Consider the following 17,602-nt stretch of genomic DNA (forward strand, 5'->3'; position numbering starts at 1 on the left):
CCCGGCACCCGGTGCCGGGCGGCCGGCGCGCGTCCCTACGAGAGGCGCTCCAGGACCATGGCCATGCCCTGGCCGCCGCCCACGCACATCGTCTCCAGGCCGATCGTCCTGTCGTGGTGCTGGAGGCTGTTGACGAGCGTGGAGGTGATCCGGGCGCCGGTCATGCCGAACGGGTGTCCCACCGCGATGGCGCCGCCGTTGACGTTGAGCCGGTCGAGGTCGATCCCCAGGTCCCGGTACGACGGGATGACCTGGGCCGCGAACGCCTCGTTGATCTCCACGAGGTCCACGTCCTCGATCGCCATCCCGGCGCGCGCCAGCGCCTGCCGCGACGCCTCGACCGGCCCCAGGCCCATGATCTCGGGCGACAGGCCCGTCACGCCGGTCGAGACGATGCGGGCCAGCGGCGTGATGCCCAGCTCGGCGGCCTTGACGTCGCTCATGATGATCACCGCGGCGGCGCCGTCGTTGAGGGGGCAGCAGTTGCCGGCGGTCACCGTGCCGTCGGGGCGGAAGGCCGGCTTGAGCCCGGCCACGCCCTCGTAGGTGGTGCCGGGCCGCGGCCCGTCGTCCTTGCTCACCACGGTGCCGTCGGGCAGCGTCACCGGGGTGATGTCCTTCTGCCAGAAGCCGTCGGCCAGCGCCTTCTCGGCGAGGTTCTGCGAGCGGACGCCGAACTCGTCCTGCTCGCGGCGGGTGACGCCCTTGATCTGGGCGAGGTTCTCGGCCGTCTGGCCCATGGCGATGTAGATGTCGGGCACCTGGCCGTCCTCGCGCGGGTCGTGCCAGGTGCGGCCGCCCTCGCCGAACGCCTTCGTCCGCGCCACCGCGTCGCCGAAGACGGGGTTCTGCGTCTCCGGGAGCGAGTCGGAGTTGCCCTTGACGAACCGCGACACCATCTCCACGCCCGCCGAGACGAACACGTCACCCTCGCCCGCCTTGATGGCGTGGAAGGCCATCCGCGTGGTCTGGAGCGAGGAGGAGCAGTAGCGGGTGATCGTGGTGCCGGGCACGTTGTCCAGGCCGAGCAGGACGGCGACCACGCGGGCCATGTTGAAGCCCTGCTCGCCGCCGGGCAGGCCGCAGCCCAGCATGATGTCGTCGATGGTCGCGGGGTCGAGCTGCGGCACCTTGGCCAGCGCCGCCCTGATCATCTGCACCGTGATGTCGTCGGGCCGGAGGTCCTTGAGCGACCCCTTGAAGGCACGCCCGATGGGCGAGCGGGCGGTGGCGACGATGACTGCCTCGGGCATGTGGCCCCTCCTTTGTCAGCACTCTAACCAGAACTATATTCCAGCGCTGTCGGGGAGCCAGATGCCGTCGGCCGTGGGGATCTCTGCTGTTTTTACCGTCCTGCGAAGTTCGTCAGCCGTACATGCCGGGTGCCGGGGCGGTGTTGTCGTTGACGGCGTGCATGCCGCCCTTCTCGTCGCGCCACAGCCGCCAGCCGTTCTGGCTGCCGGTGAACCACGACGGCGGCGCCTGCGTCCCGGAGGTCCGCTTGCCCGTCGCGAGGTCGTACTCGCACAGGGCCGCCACCGAGTAGAACCCGGCCGGCTGGCCGCGCAGCGGCAGCGGCTTGGGGTCGGTGACGCAGAACGACCAGCCGTGCTCCTCCTCGACCGGCACGGGCCGGCCGGTGGCGAGGTCGTAGACGGTGCCCTTGGCGTCGTGCTTGAGGAAGCCCAGCTTCTCCAGGCGGTCGGGGAAGGCCAGCCACCAGCCCGAGCCGGGCACCTCGGCGGCGCTGATCTGGCCGACCACCCGCCCCGTGCCGGCGTCGAGCCGGGCGAAGCCGCCGTAGCCGCCCCGCTGGTCGACCGGGCGCACCACCGGCGCGAAGCCGGGGTTGCCGCTGGGGTAGACGCGGACCACCGACGGCCGCATCCAGTTGACCGTGCCGTCCGCGATCTTCACCGAGAACAGGCCGAACGTGGAGATCTTCTTCGTGCGCGGGTTGGTGTAGGGGGCGACGTAGCCGACCAGGTCGGGCCCCGCCGCGCCGAACGCCCAGCCGCCCGACAGGTCGATGCCCGGGCCGAGCGCCTGCTCGATCGGCTGCTGCCACTGCGGCCTGCCGGTCTTCAGCTCGTACGACTCGATCACCGGATCGGCGGCGAGCCGCAGCATGAGCACCCGCTCGTCGTCGGACCACTCGACCTCGGCGATGCCCGGCAGCTTCCACTTGAGCGCGCCGGTGGCCGGGTCGAGCACGACCACGCGGGCCGACGACAGCGCGGTGTTCTCCGCCAGGCACACGTACGGGCCGCAGCGCTGCGGGCCGAACGTGGAGTGGATGGGCCGCGTCCACCGCTGCGCGCCGGTGCGGGCGTCGCGGGCGACGAGCGTGGAGGTCCAGTGGCCCTTGTGGGCGGGGTCGAGCGCCACGACCACGGACTCGCGCCCGCCGCCCTTCCCGGGGAAGTCCACGAGCGCCGGTGCGGAGACGCCCATGCCGGGCAGCCGGCCCGCCATGGTGGCCGGGTGCGCCCACAGCCGCCTGCCGTCGGACAGGCCGAGGGCGACGGTCTCCAGCGTGCCGTCGGGCTTCATCGAGGTGGCAGCGGCGACCCCGCCGGCGGCGACCATCCGGCTGACGACGTTGGCCTGGGTGTCGTGCCAGGCCGGGAAGGCCGCCGTGGCCGCGTCGCTGCCGGAGCAGCCGGCCAGGGCCGTGGTCACGGCGAGGACGCCGGAGAGGGCGAGGGCGGGTTGCGCGAGAGGCCGGAGCACGGGCCATCCACTCCAAAGGGGACGAGGGGTGACGGCCCCGGAGCGGAGAGTGACCGGTGTCAGGCGTCGTTGACCATCTCGCCGGGGCGGCGGCGGAACAACGTCACCCATCTGCCATAGGGACCCGTCGCCCGCCCCGCGACCCGGGTCGCGGAAACCTCGGTGCCGGACTCCTCCGCGGCCGTGGCCGCCGCCAGGTAAATCGGTTGCAGTCCTTCGCCACGCGCGGGTCGCGGCTCGGGCCACAACCCCAACGCAGTGCATACAGAAGGTAGCACCGCGTAAGCGGCCGAGGCGTAACCTCGGTCAGATGGATGGAAACGATCCGGTCCGAACATCTCGCCCGGATTTGTAGCGAATTCCGGCCCCAGGAGGTCGGCGAACGCCACCGTACGGCCGCCCGCGTCCACCACCGCCACCATCTGCGCGGCGGCGAGCTGCCGGCTCCAGCGCCTCGTCACCCAGCGCAGGGGCTGCGCGATGGGCCGTACGGTGCCGAGATCCGGGCAGGTGCCGACGACCACCTCCGCGCCCGCCTCGCGCAGCCGCCGCACCGCCTTGACCAGGTGGCGCACGGCCATCGCCGGCGGCGTCTGCGTCACCACGTCGTTAGCGCCGACGAAGATGACCGCCACGTCCGGGTCGAGGCGCAGGGCCCGGTCCACCTGCTCGACCAGGGCGGCCGACGGCGCGCCCGACTTGCCGAGCACGTCCAGCCGTACCGGCCGCTCCGCCACGTGCGCCAGGCTGTTGGCGAGCAGCACACCGGGAGTCCTGTCCGGCGAGCTCACGCCGAGCCCGATGGAGGTGGAGTCGCCCAGCATCACCAGCCGCAGCGGCGGGCCGGTGTACGGGCCGTAGACGCCGTCGGAGGGCAGCCCGTCCAGGCCGTGCGGCTGGCCGATCACCTTGCGCGCCACCAGGCTCTCCACGATCAGCAGCCCGTACGCGGTGGCCCCCAGGGCCGTCAGACCGCCGCCTCCGAACGCCGCCGCGATGGCGATCTTCCGGGCGGCTCGCGCCACCCCCGCTGCCCAGACCATGTGGGTTCTCCCCTCATCCGAACTCGGCGGTAGCGTTTGCTTGAAAACTAGCCGAGCGCCCGCCACCCCCACGGGATCCCGGCGACGGGCAAGCTGATCAAGCTTTTGCAAAGAAGGTGAACACCTCGGTGCGCGTACACGATTCCCTGGTCGAGCTCATGGGCAACACTCCGCTCGTCAGGCTGCACAAGGTTTCCGCGGGGGTGCCCGCCCAGGTGCTCGCCAAGGTCGAGTACTTCAACCCCGGCGGCTCGGTCAAGGACCGGATCGCCGTCCGCATGATCGAGGCCGCCGAGGCGTCCGGCGAGCTGCGGCCCGGAGGCGTCATCGTCGAGCCGACCTCGGGCAACACGGGGGTCGGGCTGGCCATCGTGGCCCAGCAGAAGGGCTACCGGTGCCTGTTCGTGGTGCCGGACAAGGTGGCCCAGGACAAGATCGCCGTGCTGCGGGCCTACGGCGCCGAGGTGGTGGTCTGCCCGACCGCCGTCGCGCCCGACCACCCCGAGTCGTACTACTCGGTGTCCGACCGGCTGGCGCGGGAGATCCCCAACGCCTGGAAGCCCGACCAGTACTCCAACGTCAACAACCCCGACTCCCACTACCACTCGACCGGGCCCGAGCTGTGGGAGCAGACCGAGGGCAGGATCACCCACTTCGTGGCCGGCATCGGCACGGGGGGCACGATCAGCGGCACCGGCCGCTACCTCAAGGAGATCTCCGGGGGCAAGGTCAAGATCATCGGAGCCGACCCGGAGGGCTCGGTCTACTCCGGCGGTTCCGGCCGGCCGTACCTTGTGGAGGGCGTCGGCGAGGACATCTGGCCCGCCACGTACGACACGAAGATCTGCGACGAGATCATCGCGGTCTCCGACAAGGACTCCTTCACCATGACCCGCCGCCTCGCCCGCGAGGAGGGGCTGCTCGTGGGCGGCTCGTGCGGCATGGCCGTGGTCGCGGCGCTCCAGGTGGCGGCCAAGGCGGGGCCCGACGACGTGGTGGTCGTGCTGCTGCCCGACGGCGGCCGCGGCTACCTGTCCAAGATCTTCAACGACGACTGGATGGCCGACTACGGGTTCCTGACCGAGTCCTCCGACGAGGGCCTGGTGGGCGACGTGCTCGCCCGCAAGGGCGCCGGGCTGCCGGAGTTCGTGCACGCGCACCCGCACGAGTCGGTCGGCACGGCCATCTCGATCATGCGCGAGTACTCCGTCTCGCAGCTCCCGGTCATGAAGGAGGAGCCGCCGGTCATGGCGGCCGAGGTCGTCGGCTCGATCGTCGAGCGTGACCTGCTGGACGCCCTCTACCGCGGCAAGCTGTCGTCCGACGACTCGATCTCCGAGCACATGTCGGCGCCGCTGCCGACGCTCGGCAGCGGCGAGCCGGTGGCGCGGGCGGTCGAGGCGCTGGAGAAGGCCGACGCCGCCGTGGTGCTGGAAGACGGCAAGCCGGCCGGGCTCATCACCCGCCAGGACCTGCTCGCCTTCCTCGCCAACCACTGACCGAGCCGACCACTGACCTGATCGGTCACCGGCCCACCAGGTCACCGACCGATCAGGTCACCGACCGATCAGGTACGGCCGTCACGGCTTCCTGATCGACTCGAACACGGTGCCCAGGCCCTCGTGGCCGCGCCCCTCGGCGACGGCGCGCTCGAAGAGCTCCTTGAGCGCGCCGGGCACCGTGGTCTCCAGCCCCGCGTCACGCAGCGCGTGCACGGCGTGGTCCAGGCCGACGGCCTGCATGAGGAGGCTGTTGAGCTCGCCCGGGTACACCCCGGCCGTGATCTCCTCGGCCAGGATCTTGGCGAACCCCATCGGGCCCTCGCCGCCCAGCAGCGTGAACATCTCCCGGGCGTACGGCAGGAAGCGCGCCGGCTCCACCCCGGCCGTGCCGAGCAGCGCGACGGCGTGCATGTAGCTGGTCAGGCTGGACCAGAAGACCAGGAGCTGCGCCTGGTAGAACATCATCGCCAGGCCCTCGTCGGCGCCCATGTAGTGGACGTCCCCGAGCGCTCCCAGCGTCTCGGCGTGCCGGTCCACGGCCTCCTGGGGGCCGCTGTAGAAGACGTACGAGCCGGGCCTGCCGATGCCGGGCGGCGGCACCATGATCCCGGCCGTCACCAGGACGCCGCCCCGCCCGGTCACCCACCGCGCCGCGGCGCGCAACTCCTCCGGGGTGCCGGAGCTGAGGTTCACCAGCACCTTCCCGTCGAGCCTCAGGTCGCCGAGGCTGTCGTACATCGCCTGGTAGTCGAGCTGGCTGATCACCAGCAGCTCGCCCGAGTCACCGGGGGAGGCGGCCAGCCTGGCCCCCCTCGCCACCAGCGGCTCGGCCTTGCTCGCCGTGCGGTTCCACACCGTCACGTCATGGCCGGCGTCGAGGAACGTCGACGCCATGGTCGAACCCATCGGCCCGAGGCCGATCACTGTCACATCAGTCATGCGGCCCAGCCTGCGCCGGGCCGCCACGGAATTCCTTCGGGGCGACTACGGGTTGGGACTGTCGTGGTGCGTTTCGGAGTGCTCGGCCCGCTCGTGGTGTGGGCGCAGGACGGCGGCCCGGTCCGGGTGGCCGAGCCGAAGGTGCGCGCCCTGCTGGCCGACCTCCTGGCGCACGGAGGCGGCCCGGTGCCGCCCGACCGGCTCATCGACGACCTGTGGGGCGAGCGGCCGCCGCGCAACCCGGCCGGGACGCTCCAGGCCCGGGTCTCCCAGCTCCGGCGGGCGCTCGGCGACCCGGGGCTGATCACGTACGGGCCGGCCGGCTACCGCCTCGCACCGGCGGACACGGACGCGTCCCGCTTCCTCGCCCTCCTCGCCGGCCCTCCCGCCCGTCCCGGGCTCCGGCGGCTCACCGACGGGCCGCGCGGGGACGAGGGGACCGCCTGGTTGCGGGAACGGCTGGCGCGGCTGGACGAGGCGCTGGGGCTGTGGCGCGGGCCGGCCTACGCCGAGTTCGCCGACGCGGGCTTCGCGCGGCCGGAGATCGCGCGCCTGGAGGAGGCGCGGCTGTCGGCGCTCGAAGAGCAGGCGGAGGTCCGCCTGGCGCTCGGCGGCGACGCCGACCTGGCGGGCCTGGTGAGGCTCCACCCGCTGCGCGAACGGCTGCGCGGGCTGCACATCCTCGCCCTCTACCGGTGCGGCCGGCAGAGCGAGGCCCTGGCCAGCTACGGGGAGCTGCGGGAGCTGCTGGCCGAGGAGCTGGGGCTGGACCCGTCGCCGGAGCTGTCGGCGCTGCACCAGGCGATCCTCCGCCACGACCCCGCCCTGTCCGTCCCCATTTCCGCCTCCATCGCGGGCCCAGGGCAGGCCACTCCGAAGGAGCCTGTGACCAACCTGCCCGCCCCTCTCACCGACCTCGTGGGCCGGGACGGCGAGCTGGCCGCCGTACGCGACCTGCTCGCCGCGGGCCGCCTGGTGACGCTCCCCGGGCCGGGCGGCGTGGGCAAGACCCGCCTCGCCCTGGAGGCCGCCCGCGCCCTCGCCGGAACGGATCTCCCGGACGGCGTGTGGCTGGTCGAGCTGGCGGGGGCCGCGGACGTGGCGGAGGCGGTGGCGGCCGTGCTGGGCGTGCGCGACGACGGCGCGGAGCCGCTGGCCCCGAGGCTGGCGCGGGCACTGTCCGGAAAGCGGGCCCTGCTCGTGCTCGACAACTGCGAGCACGTCGTGGCGGACGCCGCCGGCCTGGCGGCGCGGCTGCTGAAGGCCGCGCCCGGTCTGCGCGTCCTCGCCACCAGCCAGGAGCCCCTGGACGTCACGGGGGAGCGGCTGCTGCCCGTGCCGCCGCTGCCCGAGCCCGAGGCCGTGCGGCTGTTCACGGCCCGCGCCGGGGTCGAGCCGGACGCCGCCGTCGCGACCATCTGCCGCCGGCTCGACGGCATCCCCCTCGCGCTGGAGCTGGCGGCGACGCGGGTGCGCGCGCTGGGCGTCGAGGGCGTGGCCGAGCGGCTCGACGACCGGTTCAGGCTGCTCAGCGCGGGCATGCGCGACGCCCCCGCCCGCCAGCGGACGCTGCGGGCCGCCATCGACTGGAGCTGGGAGCTGCTGACCGCCCCGGAGCGGGTCGTCCTGCGCCGGCTGGCCGTCCACGCCGACGGCTGCACGCTGGAGGCCGCCGAGGATGTCTGCGCCGAGCCCGGCGTCGACGTGCTCGACGCCGTCGCGCGGCTCGTGGACCGGTCGCTGGTCGTGGTGACGCCGGGGCCGCGCTACCGGCTGCTGGAGTCGGTCGCCGCCTACTGCGCCGAGCGGCTCGCCGAGGCCGGCGAGCTGGACGCGATCAGGGAGCGGCACGCGCGCCACTACACGGAGCTGGCCGTACGGGCGGAGCTGCGCGGCCCGCGCCAGCTCGCCTGGCTGGACCGGCTCGACCTCGAAACCGCCAACCTCCGGCTCGCCCTGGCCGGACCCGAGCCGTTGCGCCTGGTCAACGCGCTGTCCTGGTACTGGTACCTGCGTGGCCGGCTGGGCGAGGCCCGCAGGTCGCTGACCGCCGCGCTCGCCCGCCACGACGGTCGGTCCGGGGGCGCGTCCGGTGAGGCGGCCGTGGCGTCCGTGTGGCTGGCCGGGATGACGCTGCTCAGCGGCGAGACGCCGCCGGTCGTCCGCCAGGCCGGCCTCGACGCCTCCGGCCGGGCGCTCGCCTCCTGGTTCCTCACCCACGTCCAGTGGGCGTACGGCGACAACGAGGAGCGCCGGGCCGCCGCCGACCGGGCGCTGGCCGCGTACGAGGAGCTGGACGACCGGTGGGGCGTCGCCGCCACGCTCTCCCTGCGCGCCAAGCTGGCCCAGGTCCGGTGCGACCTGGAGGCGATGCGGCGCGACGGGGAGCGCAGCCTCGCGCTGTTCACCGAGCTGGGCGACGACTGGGGCCGGATGGAGGCCATGGACGCGCTCGACCGGCACGCCGAGACACGCGGCGACTACGCGGAGGCGGCACGGCTGCGGGAGGAGGAGCTGCGCCTGGCCGAGCGGCTCGGCTTCGAGGTGCCGTTCAAGCTGTCCGCGCTGGGGCGGATCGCGCTGCTGGCCGGCGACTACGCCACCGCCGACGACCTCCACGAGCGGGCCAGGCGGCTGGCCGTGGCGCAGTCGTACAAGTCGGCCGAGGAGTCCGCGGTGCTCGGCCTGGCCATGAGCGCCAGGCGGCAGGGCCGGTACACGGAGGCGGAGGCGCTGCTGACGCCGTGGCTCGACTGGCTCCGGGAGGTGCGCGGGACGGCCGGCGTCGCGTTCGTCCTGGCGGAGCTGGGCTTCGCCGCCGAGCAGCGCGGCGACGCCGCGACGGCGCTGGCCAGGCATCGGGCCGGTCACGAGGCGGCCCTGGCCAGCGGCGACCCGCGGGCGGTGGCCCTGGCCCTGGAGGGGCTGGCGGGCGCGGTGTCGCTCGCGGGTGACCACGCCGAGGCGGCCCGCCTGCTGGACGCGGCGTCAGCCATGAGACGGGAGGCGGGCACGCCGCGGCCCGCCGCCGAGCGGCTCGACGTGGACCGGATCGCCGCCCGGGTCCACGAGGCCCTCGGTGAGACCGCGTGGGAGCACGCCCACGCCTAGCGGACGGCCTGCTCAGGGCAGGGGGAACTCGGCCACCACTTCCCAGGCGCCCTCCGGGGTCGGGCCCGCGTACAACCTGCCGCCGAGCGCCTCCACCCGCTCGGCCATCCCGACCAGCCCGAACCCGCCACCCAGCCGGGAGAGCCGCGGGTCTGACGCCGACCCGAAGTTGCTGACCCGCAGCACCGCGACGCGGTCCGCCAGCCGCAGGGCCGCCTCGATCCACGACGCCCCCGGCGCGTGCTTGCGGATGTTGGTGAGCGCCTCGCGCAGCACCCGGTGCAGCGTGGTCATCACCTCCGGAGGCAGCGTGTGGTCGTCGATGCCCTGCCCGATCTCGAACGCCACCCGCTGCCCGTTCACGGAGAACCGCTCGGTCAGGTGACGCAGGTCGGCCAGCGACGTGCCGGGCGTGCGGGCCGCCTCCTCCTGCGCCCGCAGGACCGTGACCAGGCGCCGCATGGCGCCGAGCGCGTCGCCGCCGGCCCCGGCGATGGCGTCCAGGGCGGGCACCACGGCCTCCGGCTTCGTCTCCGCGACCGTGCGGGCCGCCTGGGCCTGGACCACGATGCCGGTGATGTGGTGGGCGACGAGGTCGTGCAGCTCCCGGGCCAGCTCCAGGCGCTCGGCCCGCCGTACGGCGTGGACGGCCTCGTCGCGGCGCTCCTGCTGGAAACGGAGGTAGCCGCCGATGCCGGTGGCCGTGGACCAGCCCGCGAACAGCAGGAAGGAGAACGCCAGCCCGCTCCCGTCGGACAGGCGCCAGCCGCCCTCGGCCATCAGCACGACCAGCGCGACGACGCACAGCACCGCCGCCCGCCGCACCGGATCCACGTGGCGCAGCACCCCGATCGTGAGGACCAGCAGCGCGCCGGTCTCCGCCGACCCGGGCGCACCCGGCGTCGCGGTGACCGCGAGGACCACCGTGACGGCCACCGACATGCCCGCCAGCGCCGCGAACCCCTCCAGCAGCCACCGGCGCCGCAGCGCCACCGCGATGATGCCCGCGGCCCCGGTGATGGGGACGAGCCACTGCGGGCCGCCGTCCTTGGCCGCCACGGCCATGTCCACCAGCAGCATCATGCCGAGCCAGCCGACCACGGCGATCTCGCTCAGCCGCCTGATCCAGTACACGATGCGCCTGCCGTCCCCCACGCCATGGAGCCTAAGCCGGAAGTCGGAGTGCCCGTATCGGCCGTTCGGCCGAGCGGCGGCGGCCAGGACCGGCCCTTCAGCGGAGGCGGCGGCCGGCGCCCGCGGCGCATGCTGGACACGTCGGAAGGGGGACGAGGCCATGGTGGTCATCGGATTCACGCTGCTGGGGTTGGGACTGGTCGTCGGGCTGCTGCTCGCGGTGGCCGACCCGGTGCTGCTCTCGCGCATCAACGGGGAGCACACCGGCCAGGACGACGCGGAGACGGGCAGCGGCCGGTACATCCCGGTGCCGCGCCGCGAGCCGCGCGTGGAGGCGGAGGTCGTCCGGCTGGCGGACCCGGCGCGCGACGACCGGCACGAGCCCGCCGCCGCCTGAGCCGGTCGCGGGGCGCGTCCGTTACCGTGGGGCCTATGACGAACGGTTTCGAAACCCTGGCGATCCACGCAGGTCAGGAGCCCGACCCGCTGACCGGCGCGGTCGTGCCGCCCATCTACGCGACGTCCACCTACAAGCAGGACGGCGTCGGCGGCCTGCGTTCCGGATATGAATACAGCCGCTCGGCCAACCCCACGCGCACGGCGCTGGAGGAGGCCCTGGCGGCGGTCGAGGGCGGGGCGCGCGGGCTGGCCTTCGCCTCGGGCCTGGCGGCCGAGGACACGCTGCTGCGCACGGTCTGCCGGCCCCAGGACCACGTCATCATCCCGAACGACGCCTACGGCGGCACGTACCGGCTGTTCGCCAAGGTCAACGCCCGCTGGGACCTGCACTTCGACCCGGTGCCGCTCGGCGACCTCGACGCCGTGGCCGCGGCGATGACGCAGAAGACGCGGATCGTGTGGCTGGAGACGCCGACCAACCCGCTGCTCGGCATCGCCGACATCGCGGCCCTGGCCCAGCTCGCCCACGACAACGGGTCCCTGCTGGTCGTGGACAACACCTTCGCCTCGCCGTACCTGCAGCAGCCGCTCGCGCTGGGCGCCGACGTGGTCGTCCACTCCACCACCAAGTACATCGGCGGCCACTCCGACGTGGTGGGCGGGGCGCTCGTCGCGGCCGACCGCGGGCTCGGCGACGAGCTGGCCTACCACCAGAACGCCATGGGCTCGGTCGCGGGGCCCTTCGACGCCTGGCTCACGCTGCGCGGCCTGAAGACGCTCGGCGTGCGGATGGACCGCCACTGCGACAACGCCGAGCGCGTCGTCGACCTCCTGCGCGCCCACCCGCGCGTCACCCAGATCCTCTACCCGGGGCTGGAGGAGCACCCGGGGCACGAGGCCGCCGCCAAGCAGATGAAGAGGTTCGGCGGCATGGTGTCGTTCCGGGTCGCGGGCGGCGAGGAGGAGGCCGTCGCGGTGTGCAACCGGGCCGAGCTGTTCACGCTGGGCGAGTCGCTGGGCGGCGTCGAGTCGCTGATCGAGCACCCCGGCCGCATGACGCACGCCTCCGCGGCCGGCTCGCCGCTGGAGGTGCCCGGCGACCTCGTGCGGCTGTCGGTCGGCATCGAGACGATCGACGACCTGCTCGCCGACCTGAGCCGCGCGCTGGGCTGACCGCCCGGCCCGGCGGAGCCGTCCAGGTCGGCACCACCATCAGGCCGTCTAGGTCGGCACCACCATCAGGAAGAGGATGACCAGCCAGATCACCGCCAGCAGCCCGCTGATGGCGGCGATCCGGCCGTTCTGGACCTTGGCGTCGTCGTCCGTCTCGGTGCTCGCGAGCATCCGGACGGCCGAGCGCAGATCCCGGTCGATGATGACGATCAGCACGATGGCGACGATGAACAGCGTCATCGACGCCGTCATGTACCACTTGCCGAGCACGCCCCCGCCCATGACCGCGCCGAGCGCGATCCCGAACACCAGCACGCCCAGCGCTCCGATGCCGTAGACACGGGTCGTGCGCTGGATGCTCTGCAGGACGGGCACGTTCTTGGTGCGGATGGCGCGGGGCGCGGCCATGGTCACCGCGGTGAGCGGGCCCACGGTGAAGATGGCGAAGCCGATGTGCAGCCAGAGAAGCAACGACATGCCGCTGAGACTAGTCCCCGGCGATCTCGACCGTGGGCTCGACACCCAGCGGTGCCTCGACGCCGTCTTTGCCGTCCGGGGAGCAGTGCATGACGAGCTCGGTGACGGCCACGGCCACCACCATGAGCGTGATCAACACAATCATGGGCAACATCTGACTCCCCTCCTTCCCCGTCGTGGACGTAAATATCGTCCGTAATGACTAGACGGTGTGGCAACGGAATAAGTTCGGCGCGGGTATGGTTGGGGACCGTCCCACTTTTCTCACCCTTTGGACACATGGGGGTGTCTTCCGTGACCATCAGGCACGTCGAGCCGTATACCGATGAGTGGCTGAAGCAGCCGGTCTGCTACGCGCGCCTCGTCGTCGAGCAGCTCGGCGCCGAGGTCTCCGACTGGTGGGAGGGTCCCTGCGACCCCCGCGCCGTCACCGTCCGGCTCGCCGACGGCACGGCACTGGTGTGGGACGAGGAGAGCGGCTGGCGGCTCGGCCGCTACGTCGCCGGCGAACCCGGCCGACACACCGAGCTCACCGGCGTCCGTTACCTCGGCGGAGGGCTGCTGCCCCGGCCGGAGCGGGTGCCGGCGGCGCTCGCCGACGCCCGCGAGGGCGTGGGCTCCAGCACCGCCTGGCGCCCCTGCTACCGCTCCCACCGCAACTGCCGCGACGGCTTCGACGTCGCCCTCGACTTCTACACCCGGCTCATCGACGCCTGACCTCCCTCGCGGGAGCGGCCGGGTCAGCGGGCGCGGCGCAGCCGCAGGAAGTCGCTGACCACGTACTCGCCGAGCCGCTCGGCGTCGGGGGAGAAGACCCGCCCGCCGTTCCTGCGGGCCACCTCCTCCACGAACTCCTTCAGCCGCTCGTCGGCCGCCAGCATGAAGACGTTGAGCGTGGCCCGCCGCCTGGTCATCTTGTCGACCTCGGCCAGCGTCAGCTCCAGCGTCTCGGCGGAGGGCGGCCACTCGAACGCCGACTGCCCGTTGCGCATCAGGTGCGCCGTCGGCTCGCCGTCCGTCACCACCAGCACCACCGGCTCGAAGTCGGGGTGCCGGTCGAGGTGGCGGCCCGCGATGAGCAGCGCGTGGTGCAGGTTGGTGCCCTGCACCATGTCCCAGTCGAGACCCGCCAGCTCGTCCGGCTGGAGCACGCGCGCGTAGTTGGAGAACCCGATGATCTGCACCGCGTCCTGCGGGAACTTCGAGGCCACCAGCGCCTGCAGGGCCAGCGCGGTCTGCTTGGCCGCGGCCCAGGTGCCGCGCAGCGCCATCGAGTAGGACAGGTCCACCAGCAGGCAGACGGCCGCCGCGCTGCGCCGCTCGGTCTCGGCCACCTCGAAGTCGTCCACCGACAGGCGCACCGCGCTCCCCGGCGACCCCTCGGCTCGCCGCAGGCCGCCGTTGCGCACGCCGTTGACCAGCGTGCGGACCACGTCGATGGGCTGCTCGTCGCCGAAGCGCCACGGCCGTGACGAGCCGGTCAGCTCGCCCGCCGAGCCCGCGTCGTGCAGGTCGTGGTCGCCGCGCCGGCCGGCGTCGAGCGAGGAGAACACCCGGCGCAGCGCCGTCTCGCCGAGCCGCCGCACCGCCTTGGGGGTGAGCTCCAGCTTGCCGCGGCGGCGCAGCAGGTAGCCCTGCTCCTCCAGCTCCCGCTCGATCCGCCGCAGCGCCTCCAGGTCGTCCACCGCCGAGCGTCCGAGCGCACGCCGGACCGCCGCCTCGTCGATGTCGTCGAGCCGGGCGCCCGGGTAGTCCTGCCGCAGCGCCGACTCCAGCCGCGTCAGGTCGGCCAGCTCCTCCAGCGCCGTCACGGCGTCGCCCATCGCCAGCGGCTCCTCGCCGCCCAGCCGCTCGGGGGTGTCCCAGGCCAGGTCGGGGCGGCGGGCGTAGAGGGACTCGCCGAGGCGGCGCATCTGGTCCGACAGCCCGGCCTGGTCGAGCGTCTGGTTGATCAGGTTGTTGAGCTCCTCGCGCTGGCCGGGCGTCATCGAGGCCAGCATCCGCTGCGTGGCGGCGGCGCGGCGGGCCAGGATGTCGACCAGCTCCTCCAGGTCGCGCGGGCGCTCGGGGAACAGGTCGCCGTACTCCTCCATGAACGCGTCGAAGTCGGCCTGCGTGTGCTCGCCCCGGGCGTCCTTGTCGAGCATGTCGTTGAGGCCGGCCATCATCTGCCGGACCCGCTCCATGGCCGCCGGGTCGGGGTCGGCCAGCGCGTCGCGCATCCCACGGAACTGGGTGTCGAGCACCTCGCGCCGCAGCAGGTCGCGCAGCTCCTCGAACGTCTGCCGCGCGGCGGCGGAGCGCCACTCGTACGAGCTCAGCTCCTGGATGGCGCTCGCCGTGTCGTCGGGCAGCCCGTCGAGCTCGCTCTCGCGCAGCCGGGCGTCGTCGGACGGGTCGGGGAACAGCTCGGCCCGCTCCTGGCCGATGGCCTTGTCGAGCAGGGCGCGGGCGTGTTCGAGGGTGCCGTCGAGGCGGCCGCTGTCGCGCAGCTCGCGGCGGCGGCGGCGCACCTCGCGCAGCATGTCGTCGAGGCCCCTGCGGTCGTTCGCGCCCGGCAGGCCCCGCTTGAGCAGGTCACGCAGGGCATGGACGGGGGTGGAGCCGGACAGGATGGCGTCGCCCATCTCGTCCAGCGCCGCCCGCACGTCGTACGGCGGGGCCAGGGGGTCGGGGCCGTCGTGGTACTCGCCATAGCGGTAGGCCATCACGGACCCACGCTAACCCCACGAGCCCGTTCACGCGTCCCCGTAGACCTCCCAGACCTGCTGGACCTCCTCGGAGAGGGGCACGTAGTCGACCCGGACCGCCACCGGGTGCCGTACGCCTCTCAGCGCCCCGGCCAGGTCGGCCCCCGTGCACGCCTTCCGGCCGAGGCCGTTCGCGTCCGCGTTGACGGGCTCGCCGGTCAGCCAGCCGTCACGGCACCCCCGGGTCACGCGGCTGAAGGCCGCCGCCCGGGTGTAGCCGAGCCGCACCGTACGGCCGGCGCGGGTGAACAGCACGGCCGAGTCCCCGGCCGGCCGGAGCGTGCCCCGCACCACCCGGGAGGGCGACGGCTGGACCAGGACCTCGCTGACCGTGACCGCCCGGCCGTCGCGGTGCTCGACGTGGACCGGCACCGGGCCGCCGCGCAGGCTCTCGGTCAGGTCGCCCGGCGCGCACCGGGTGGTGCCGCGTCCCCTGCCGTCGATCGCGATCTGTCCCTCGGTCTCCTTGAGGTCGCAGGCCACGGTGACGCGGCGGTAGGCGGCCCCGGTGTAGTCGAGCGTGAGCCGCCGGGCCCCGGCGATGGCGGTGAAGCGGTGCAGCGGCTTGCGGTAGGTGGCCGCGCGGGGCGTGACGCGCAGCCTGCCGGCGCCGTCGGCCCACGCGTAGCCGAACACCGCCTCGGTCTTCGCCTCGGCCTGTGCGGGGCGGGTGGCCGCGGTGGCGGCGGCCGGTGCCGCGGGCGCGCAGAGCAGACCGCACAGGGCCAGGACGGCGACATGGACGAACGGGCGCATGGGACGGTTCCCCCCGGTCGGAGTGATGGACACCCACTCTGACGCGGGAGGGACGTCAGATGTTCACGTCCGGTAGACGGTCACCCCGTCGAGGTCGTCCTTCGACAGCCGCCGCATGAGGTACAGGCCCTCCAGGGCGAACTCCAGCGCCGCGGCGGCGTGCCCCGGCGACTCCTCGCCCGTGCCCATGCCGAGCCGGGACATGATCTTGGCCAGGCCGTCGACCGGGCCGATCCGGTGCAGCAGCTCGCCGGCCGGCACCAGCTCGCCCGACTCCACCTGGTTGCCCTGGGAGAACTTCTCGATCAGCGCGGACAGGTCCATGCCGCCCAGCCGGCTGCGGAACGTCTCCGCCGTGGCCCGGCGCAGCAGGTGGGCGAGGATCTCGGTCTCCCGGCCCTCCTCGCTGACCTCGAACTCCACCTTGCCGCGCAGGCTGTGGACGACGCAGGACAGGTCGCACACCCGGGTGACGGCCCGGTCCTCGCCGGTGATCGCGGCCCTGCGCACGGCGGAGGCGGCGGCGGTCTCGGCGGCGGCGATGGAGAAGCGCGCCGAGACGCCCGAGCGGGCGTCGACGGAGGTGGACTCGCGGACCAGCCGGGTGAACCGGGCGATGGTCTCGACGAGGTGCTCCGGCACGTCGGCGCCGATGTCGGGCACCGACTCCTGCCGGATCAGCGCCAGCTCGTCCTCGACCGTCATCGGGTAGTGGGTGCGGACCTCCGCGCCGAACCGGTCCTTCAGCGGCGTGATGATCCGGCCCCGGTTGGTGTAGTCCTCGGGGTTGGCGCTGGCGATGAGCAGGACGTCCAGCGGGAGCCGCAGGTTGTAGCCGCGGACCTGGATGTCGCGCTCCTCCAGCACGTTGAGCAGCGCCACCTGGATGCGCTCGGCCAGGTCGGGCAGCTCGTTGACGGAGAAGACGCCGCGGTTGGTGCGCGGGACCAGTCCGTAGTGGACGGTCTCCGGGTCGCCCAGCCGCCTCCCCTCGGCGATCTTGATGGGGTCGACGTCGCCGATCAGGTCGCCCACCGACGTGTCGGGCGTGGCGAGCTTCTCGCCGTAGCGCTCGTCGCGGTGCTTCCACGCGACGGGCAGCTCGTCGCCCAGCTCCTCGGCGAGGGCCCGGCAGCGCGTGCAGACCGGCGCGTACGGGTGGTCGTTGATCTCGCAGCCCTCGACGACCGGCGTCCACTCGTCGAGCAGGCCCGTCACCGTGCGGATCAGCCGGGTCTTGCCCTGGCCGCGCTCACCGAGCAGGACCAGGTCGTGCCCGGCGAGCAGAGCCCGCTCAAGGTGCGGCAGGACGGTGTCGTCGAAGCCCACGATGCCGGGGAAGCGGGGCTCGCCCGCGCGCAGTCTGGCCAGCAGGTTCTCGCGGACCTCTGCTTTCACGGTGCGATGAACGTGACCGCTTTCTCGCAACTCGCGGAGATTTAGAGGCTGATGCACGGGATCGAGACTACGTCCCCCGCGACGAATGCGGCAGAGGTTTCGCGTCCGGCGCAGATTACGGATCTTGCTGATTGAGTGACGCGTCGTGTGCGTGCTTGTTCCTTTAGTGGGGAGAATCGGAGCCTAG

Annotated in this window: 15 protein-coding genes; 5 read left to right on the forward strand and 10 right to left on the reverse strand. The window is 73.3% G+C overall.

Going from position 1 to position 17,602, the window contains the following annotated elements:
- Window positions 1–35: 35 nt before the first annotated feature.
- From MTP10_RS14585 to MTP10_RS14595, 3 genes are all read right to left on the reverse strand, one after another.
- Window positions 36–1,253: an acetyl-CoA C-acetyltransferase gene (locus MTP10_RS14585; RefSeq protein ID WP_310709690.1), complete on the reverse strand. Its 1,218-nt coding sequence runs from the start codon at window positions 1,251–1,253 to the stop codon at window positions 36–38.
- Window positions 1,254–1,365: 112 nt separating this feature from the next.
- A complete protein-coding gene (locus MTP10_RS14590; protein ID WP_310709691.1) occupies window positions 1,366–2,733 on the reverse strand; it encodes a PQQ-binding-like beta-propeller repeat protein in 1,368 nt (455 codons plus the stop codon).
- Between the two features lie 59 nt (window positions 2,734–2,792).
- Entirely contained in the window at window positions 2,793–3,776 is a 984-nt protein-coding gene (locus MTP10_RS14595) for an SGNH/GDSL hydrolase family protein (RefSeq protein WP_310709692.1), read from the reverse strand.
- A gap of 128 nt (window positions 3,777–3,904) precedes the next feature.
- On the opposite strand from MTP10_RS14595, the gene MTP10_RS14600 reads away from it, so the two are divergent.
- The gene (locus MTP10_RS14600; protein WP_310709693.1) at window positions 3,905–5,275 is read left to right on the forward strand and encodes a cystathionine beta-synthase; all 1,371 of its coding nucleotides are present in this window, start codon (window positions 3,905–3,907) and stop codon (window positions 5,273–5,275) included.
- A gap of 81 nt (window positions 5,276–5,356) precedes the next feature.
- Here the strand turns inward: MTP10_RS14600 and MTP10_RS14605 are convergent, their stop codons facing one another.
- Complete coding sequence (locus MTP10_RS14605) at window positions 5,357–6,217, reverse strand: NAD(P)-binding domain-containing protein (protein ID WP_310709694.1); 861 nt, start codon at window positions 6,215–6,217, stop codon at window positions 5,357–5,359.
- Between the two features lie 63 nt (window positions 6,218–6,280).
- On the opposite strand from MTP10_RS14605, the gene MTP10_RS14610 reads away from it, so the two are divergent.
- Window positions 6,281–9,328: a BTAD domain-containing putative transcriptional regulator gene (locus MTP10_RS14610; RefSeq protein WP_310709695.1), complete on the forward strand. Its 3,048-nt coding sequence runs from the start codon at window positions 6,281–6,283 to the stop codon at window positions 9,326–9,328.
- 12 nt (window positions 9,329–9,340) lie between these two features.
- Here MTP10_RS14610 and MTP10_RS14615 read toward each other — a convergent pair whose 3' ends face one another.
- Window positions 9,341–10,483 carry a histidine kinase gene (locus MTP10_RS14615; RefSeq protein ID WP_310709696.1) on the reverse strand — a complete coding sequence of 381 codons (1,143 nt, stop codon included), beginning with the start codon at window positions 10,481–10,483 and terminating at the stop codon, window positions 9,341–9,343.
- Between the two features lie 139 nt (window positions 10,484–10,622).
- On the opposite strand from MTP10_RS14615, the gene MTP10_RS14620 reads away from it, so the two are divergent.
- A complete protein-coding gene (locus MTP10_RS14620; protein ID WP_310709697.1) occupies window positions 10,623–10,859 on the forward strand; it encodes a hypothetical protein in 237 nt (78 codons plus the stop codon).
- Between the two features lie 35 nt (window positions 10,860–10,894).
- The gene (locus tag MTP10_RS14625; RefSeq protein WP_310709698.1) at window positions 10,895–12,034 is read left to right on the forward strand and encodes a cystathionine gamma-synthase; all 1,140 of its coding nucleotides are present in this window, start codon (window positions 10,895–10,897) and stop codon (window positions 12,032–12,034) included.
- Window positions 12,035–12,082: 48 nt separating this feature from the next.
- Here MTP10_RS14625 and MTP10_RS14630 read toward each other — a convergent pair whose 3' ends face one another.
- Together MTP10_RS14630 and MTP10_RS14635 are read right to left on the reverse strand one after the other, a co-directional pair.
- Window positions 12,083–12,511 carry a DUF2269 family protein gene (locus MTP10_RS14630; protein WP_310709699.1) on the reverse strand — a complete coding sequence of 143 codons (429 nt, stop codon included), beginning with the start codon at window positions 12,509–12,511 and terminating at the stop codon, window positions 12,083–12,085.
- A 10-nt stretch (window positions 12,512–12,521) separates the two neighbouring features.
- Window positions 12,522–12,656, reverse strand: coding sequence for a hypothetical protein (locus MTP10_RS14635; RefSeq protein WP_310709700.1), 135 nt, complete (start codon window positions 12,654–12,656; stop codon window positions 12,522–12,524).
- A 149-nt stretch (window positions 12,657–12,805) separates the two neighbouring features.
- Here MTP10_RS14635 and MTP10_RS14640 point away from each other — a divergent pair, with 149 nt between their 5' ends.
- Entirely contained in the window at window positions 12,806–13,228 is a 423-nt protein-coding gene (locus tag MTP10_RS14640) for a DUF6292 family protein (RefSeq protein WP_310709701.1), read from the forward strand.
- 23 nt (window positions 13,229–13,251) lie between these two features.
- Here the strand turns inward: MTP10_RS14640 and MTP10_RS14645 are convergent, their stop codons facing one another.
- From MTP10_RS14645 to MTP10_RS14655, 3 genes are all read right to left on the reverse strand, one after another.
- Complete coding sequence (locus MTP10_RS14645; RefSeq protein ID WP_310709769.1) at window positions 13,252–15,219, reverse strand: hypothetical protein; 1,968 nt, start codon at window positions 15,217–15,219, stop codon at window positions 13,252–13,254.
- 30 nt (window positions 15,220–15,249) lie between these two features.
- On the reverse strand, window positions 15,250–16,017 hold the full coding sequence (locus MTP10_RS14650) for a hypothetical protein (protein WP_310709702.1): 768 nt from the start codon (window positions 16,015–16,017) through the stop codon (window positions 15,250–15,252).
- 63 nt (window positions 16,018–16,080) lie between these two features.
- The gene (locus tag MTP10_RS14655; RefSeq protein ID WP_397334463.1) at window positions 16,081–17,502 is read right to left on the reverse strand and encodes a sigma 54-interacting transcriptional regulator; all 1,422 of its coding nucleotides are present in this window, start codon (window positions 17,500–17,502) and stop codon (window positions 16,081–16,083) included.
- Window positions 17,503–17,602 lie beyond the last annotated feature (100 nt).

This window comes from Nonomuraea sp. 3-1Str (assembly GCF_031570565.1).
In the GTDB taxonomy this organism is placed as follows: domain Bacteria; phylum Actinomycetota; class Actinomycetes; order Streptosporangiales; family Streptosporangiaceae; genus Nonomuraea.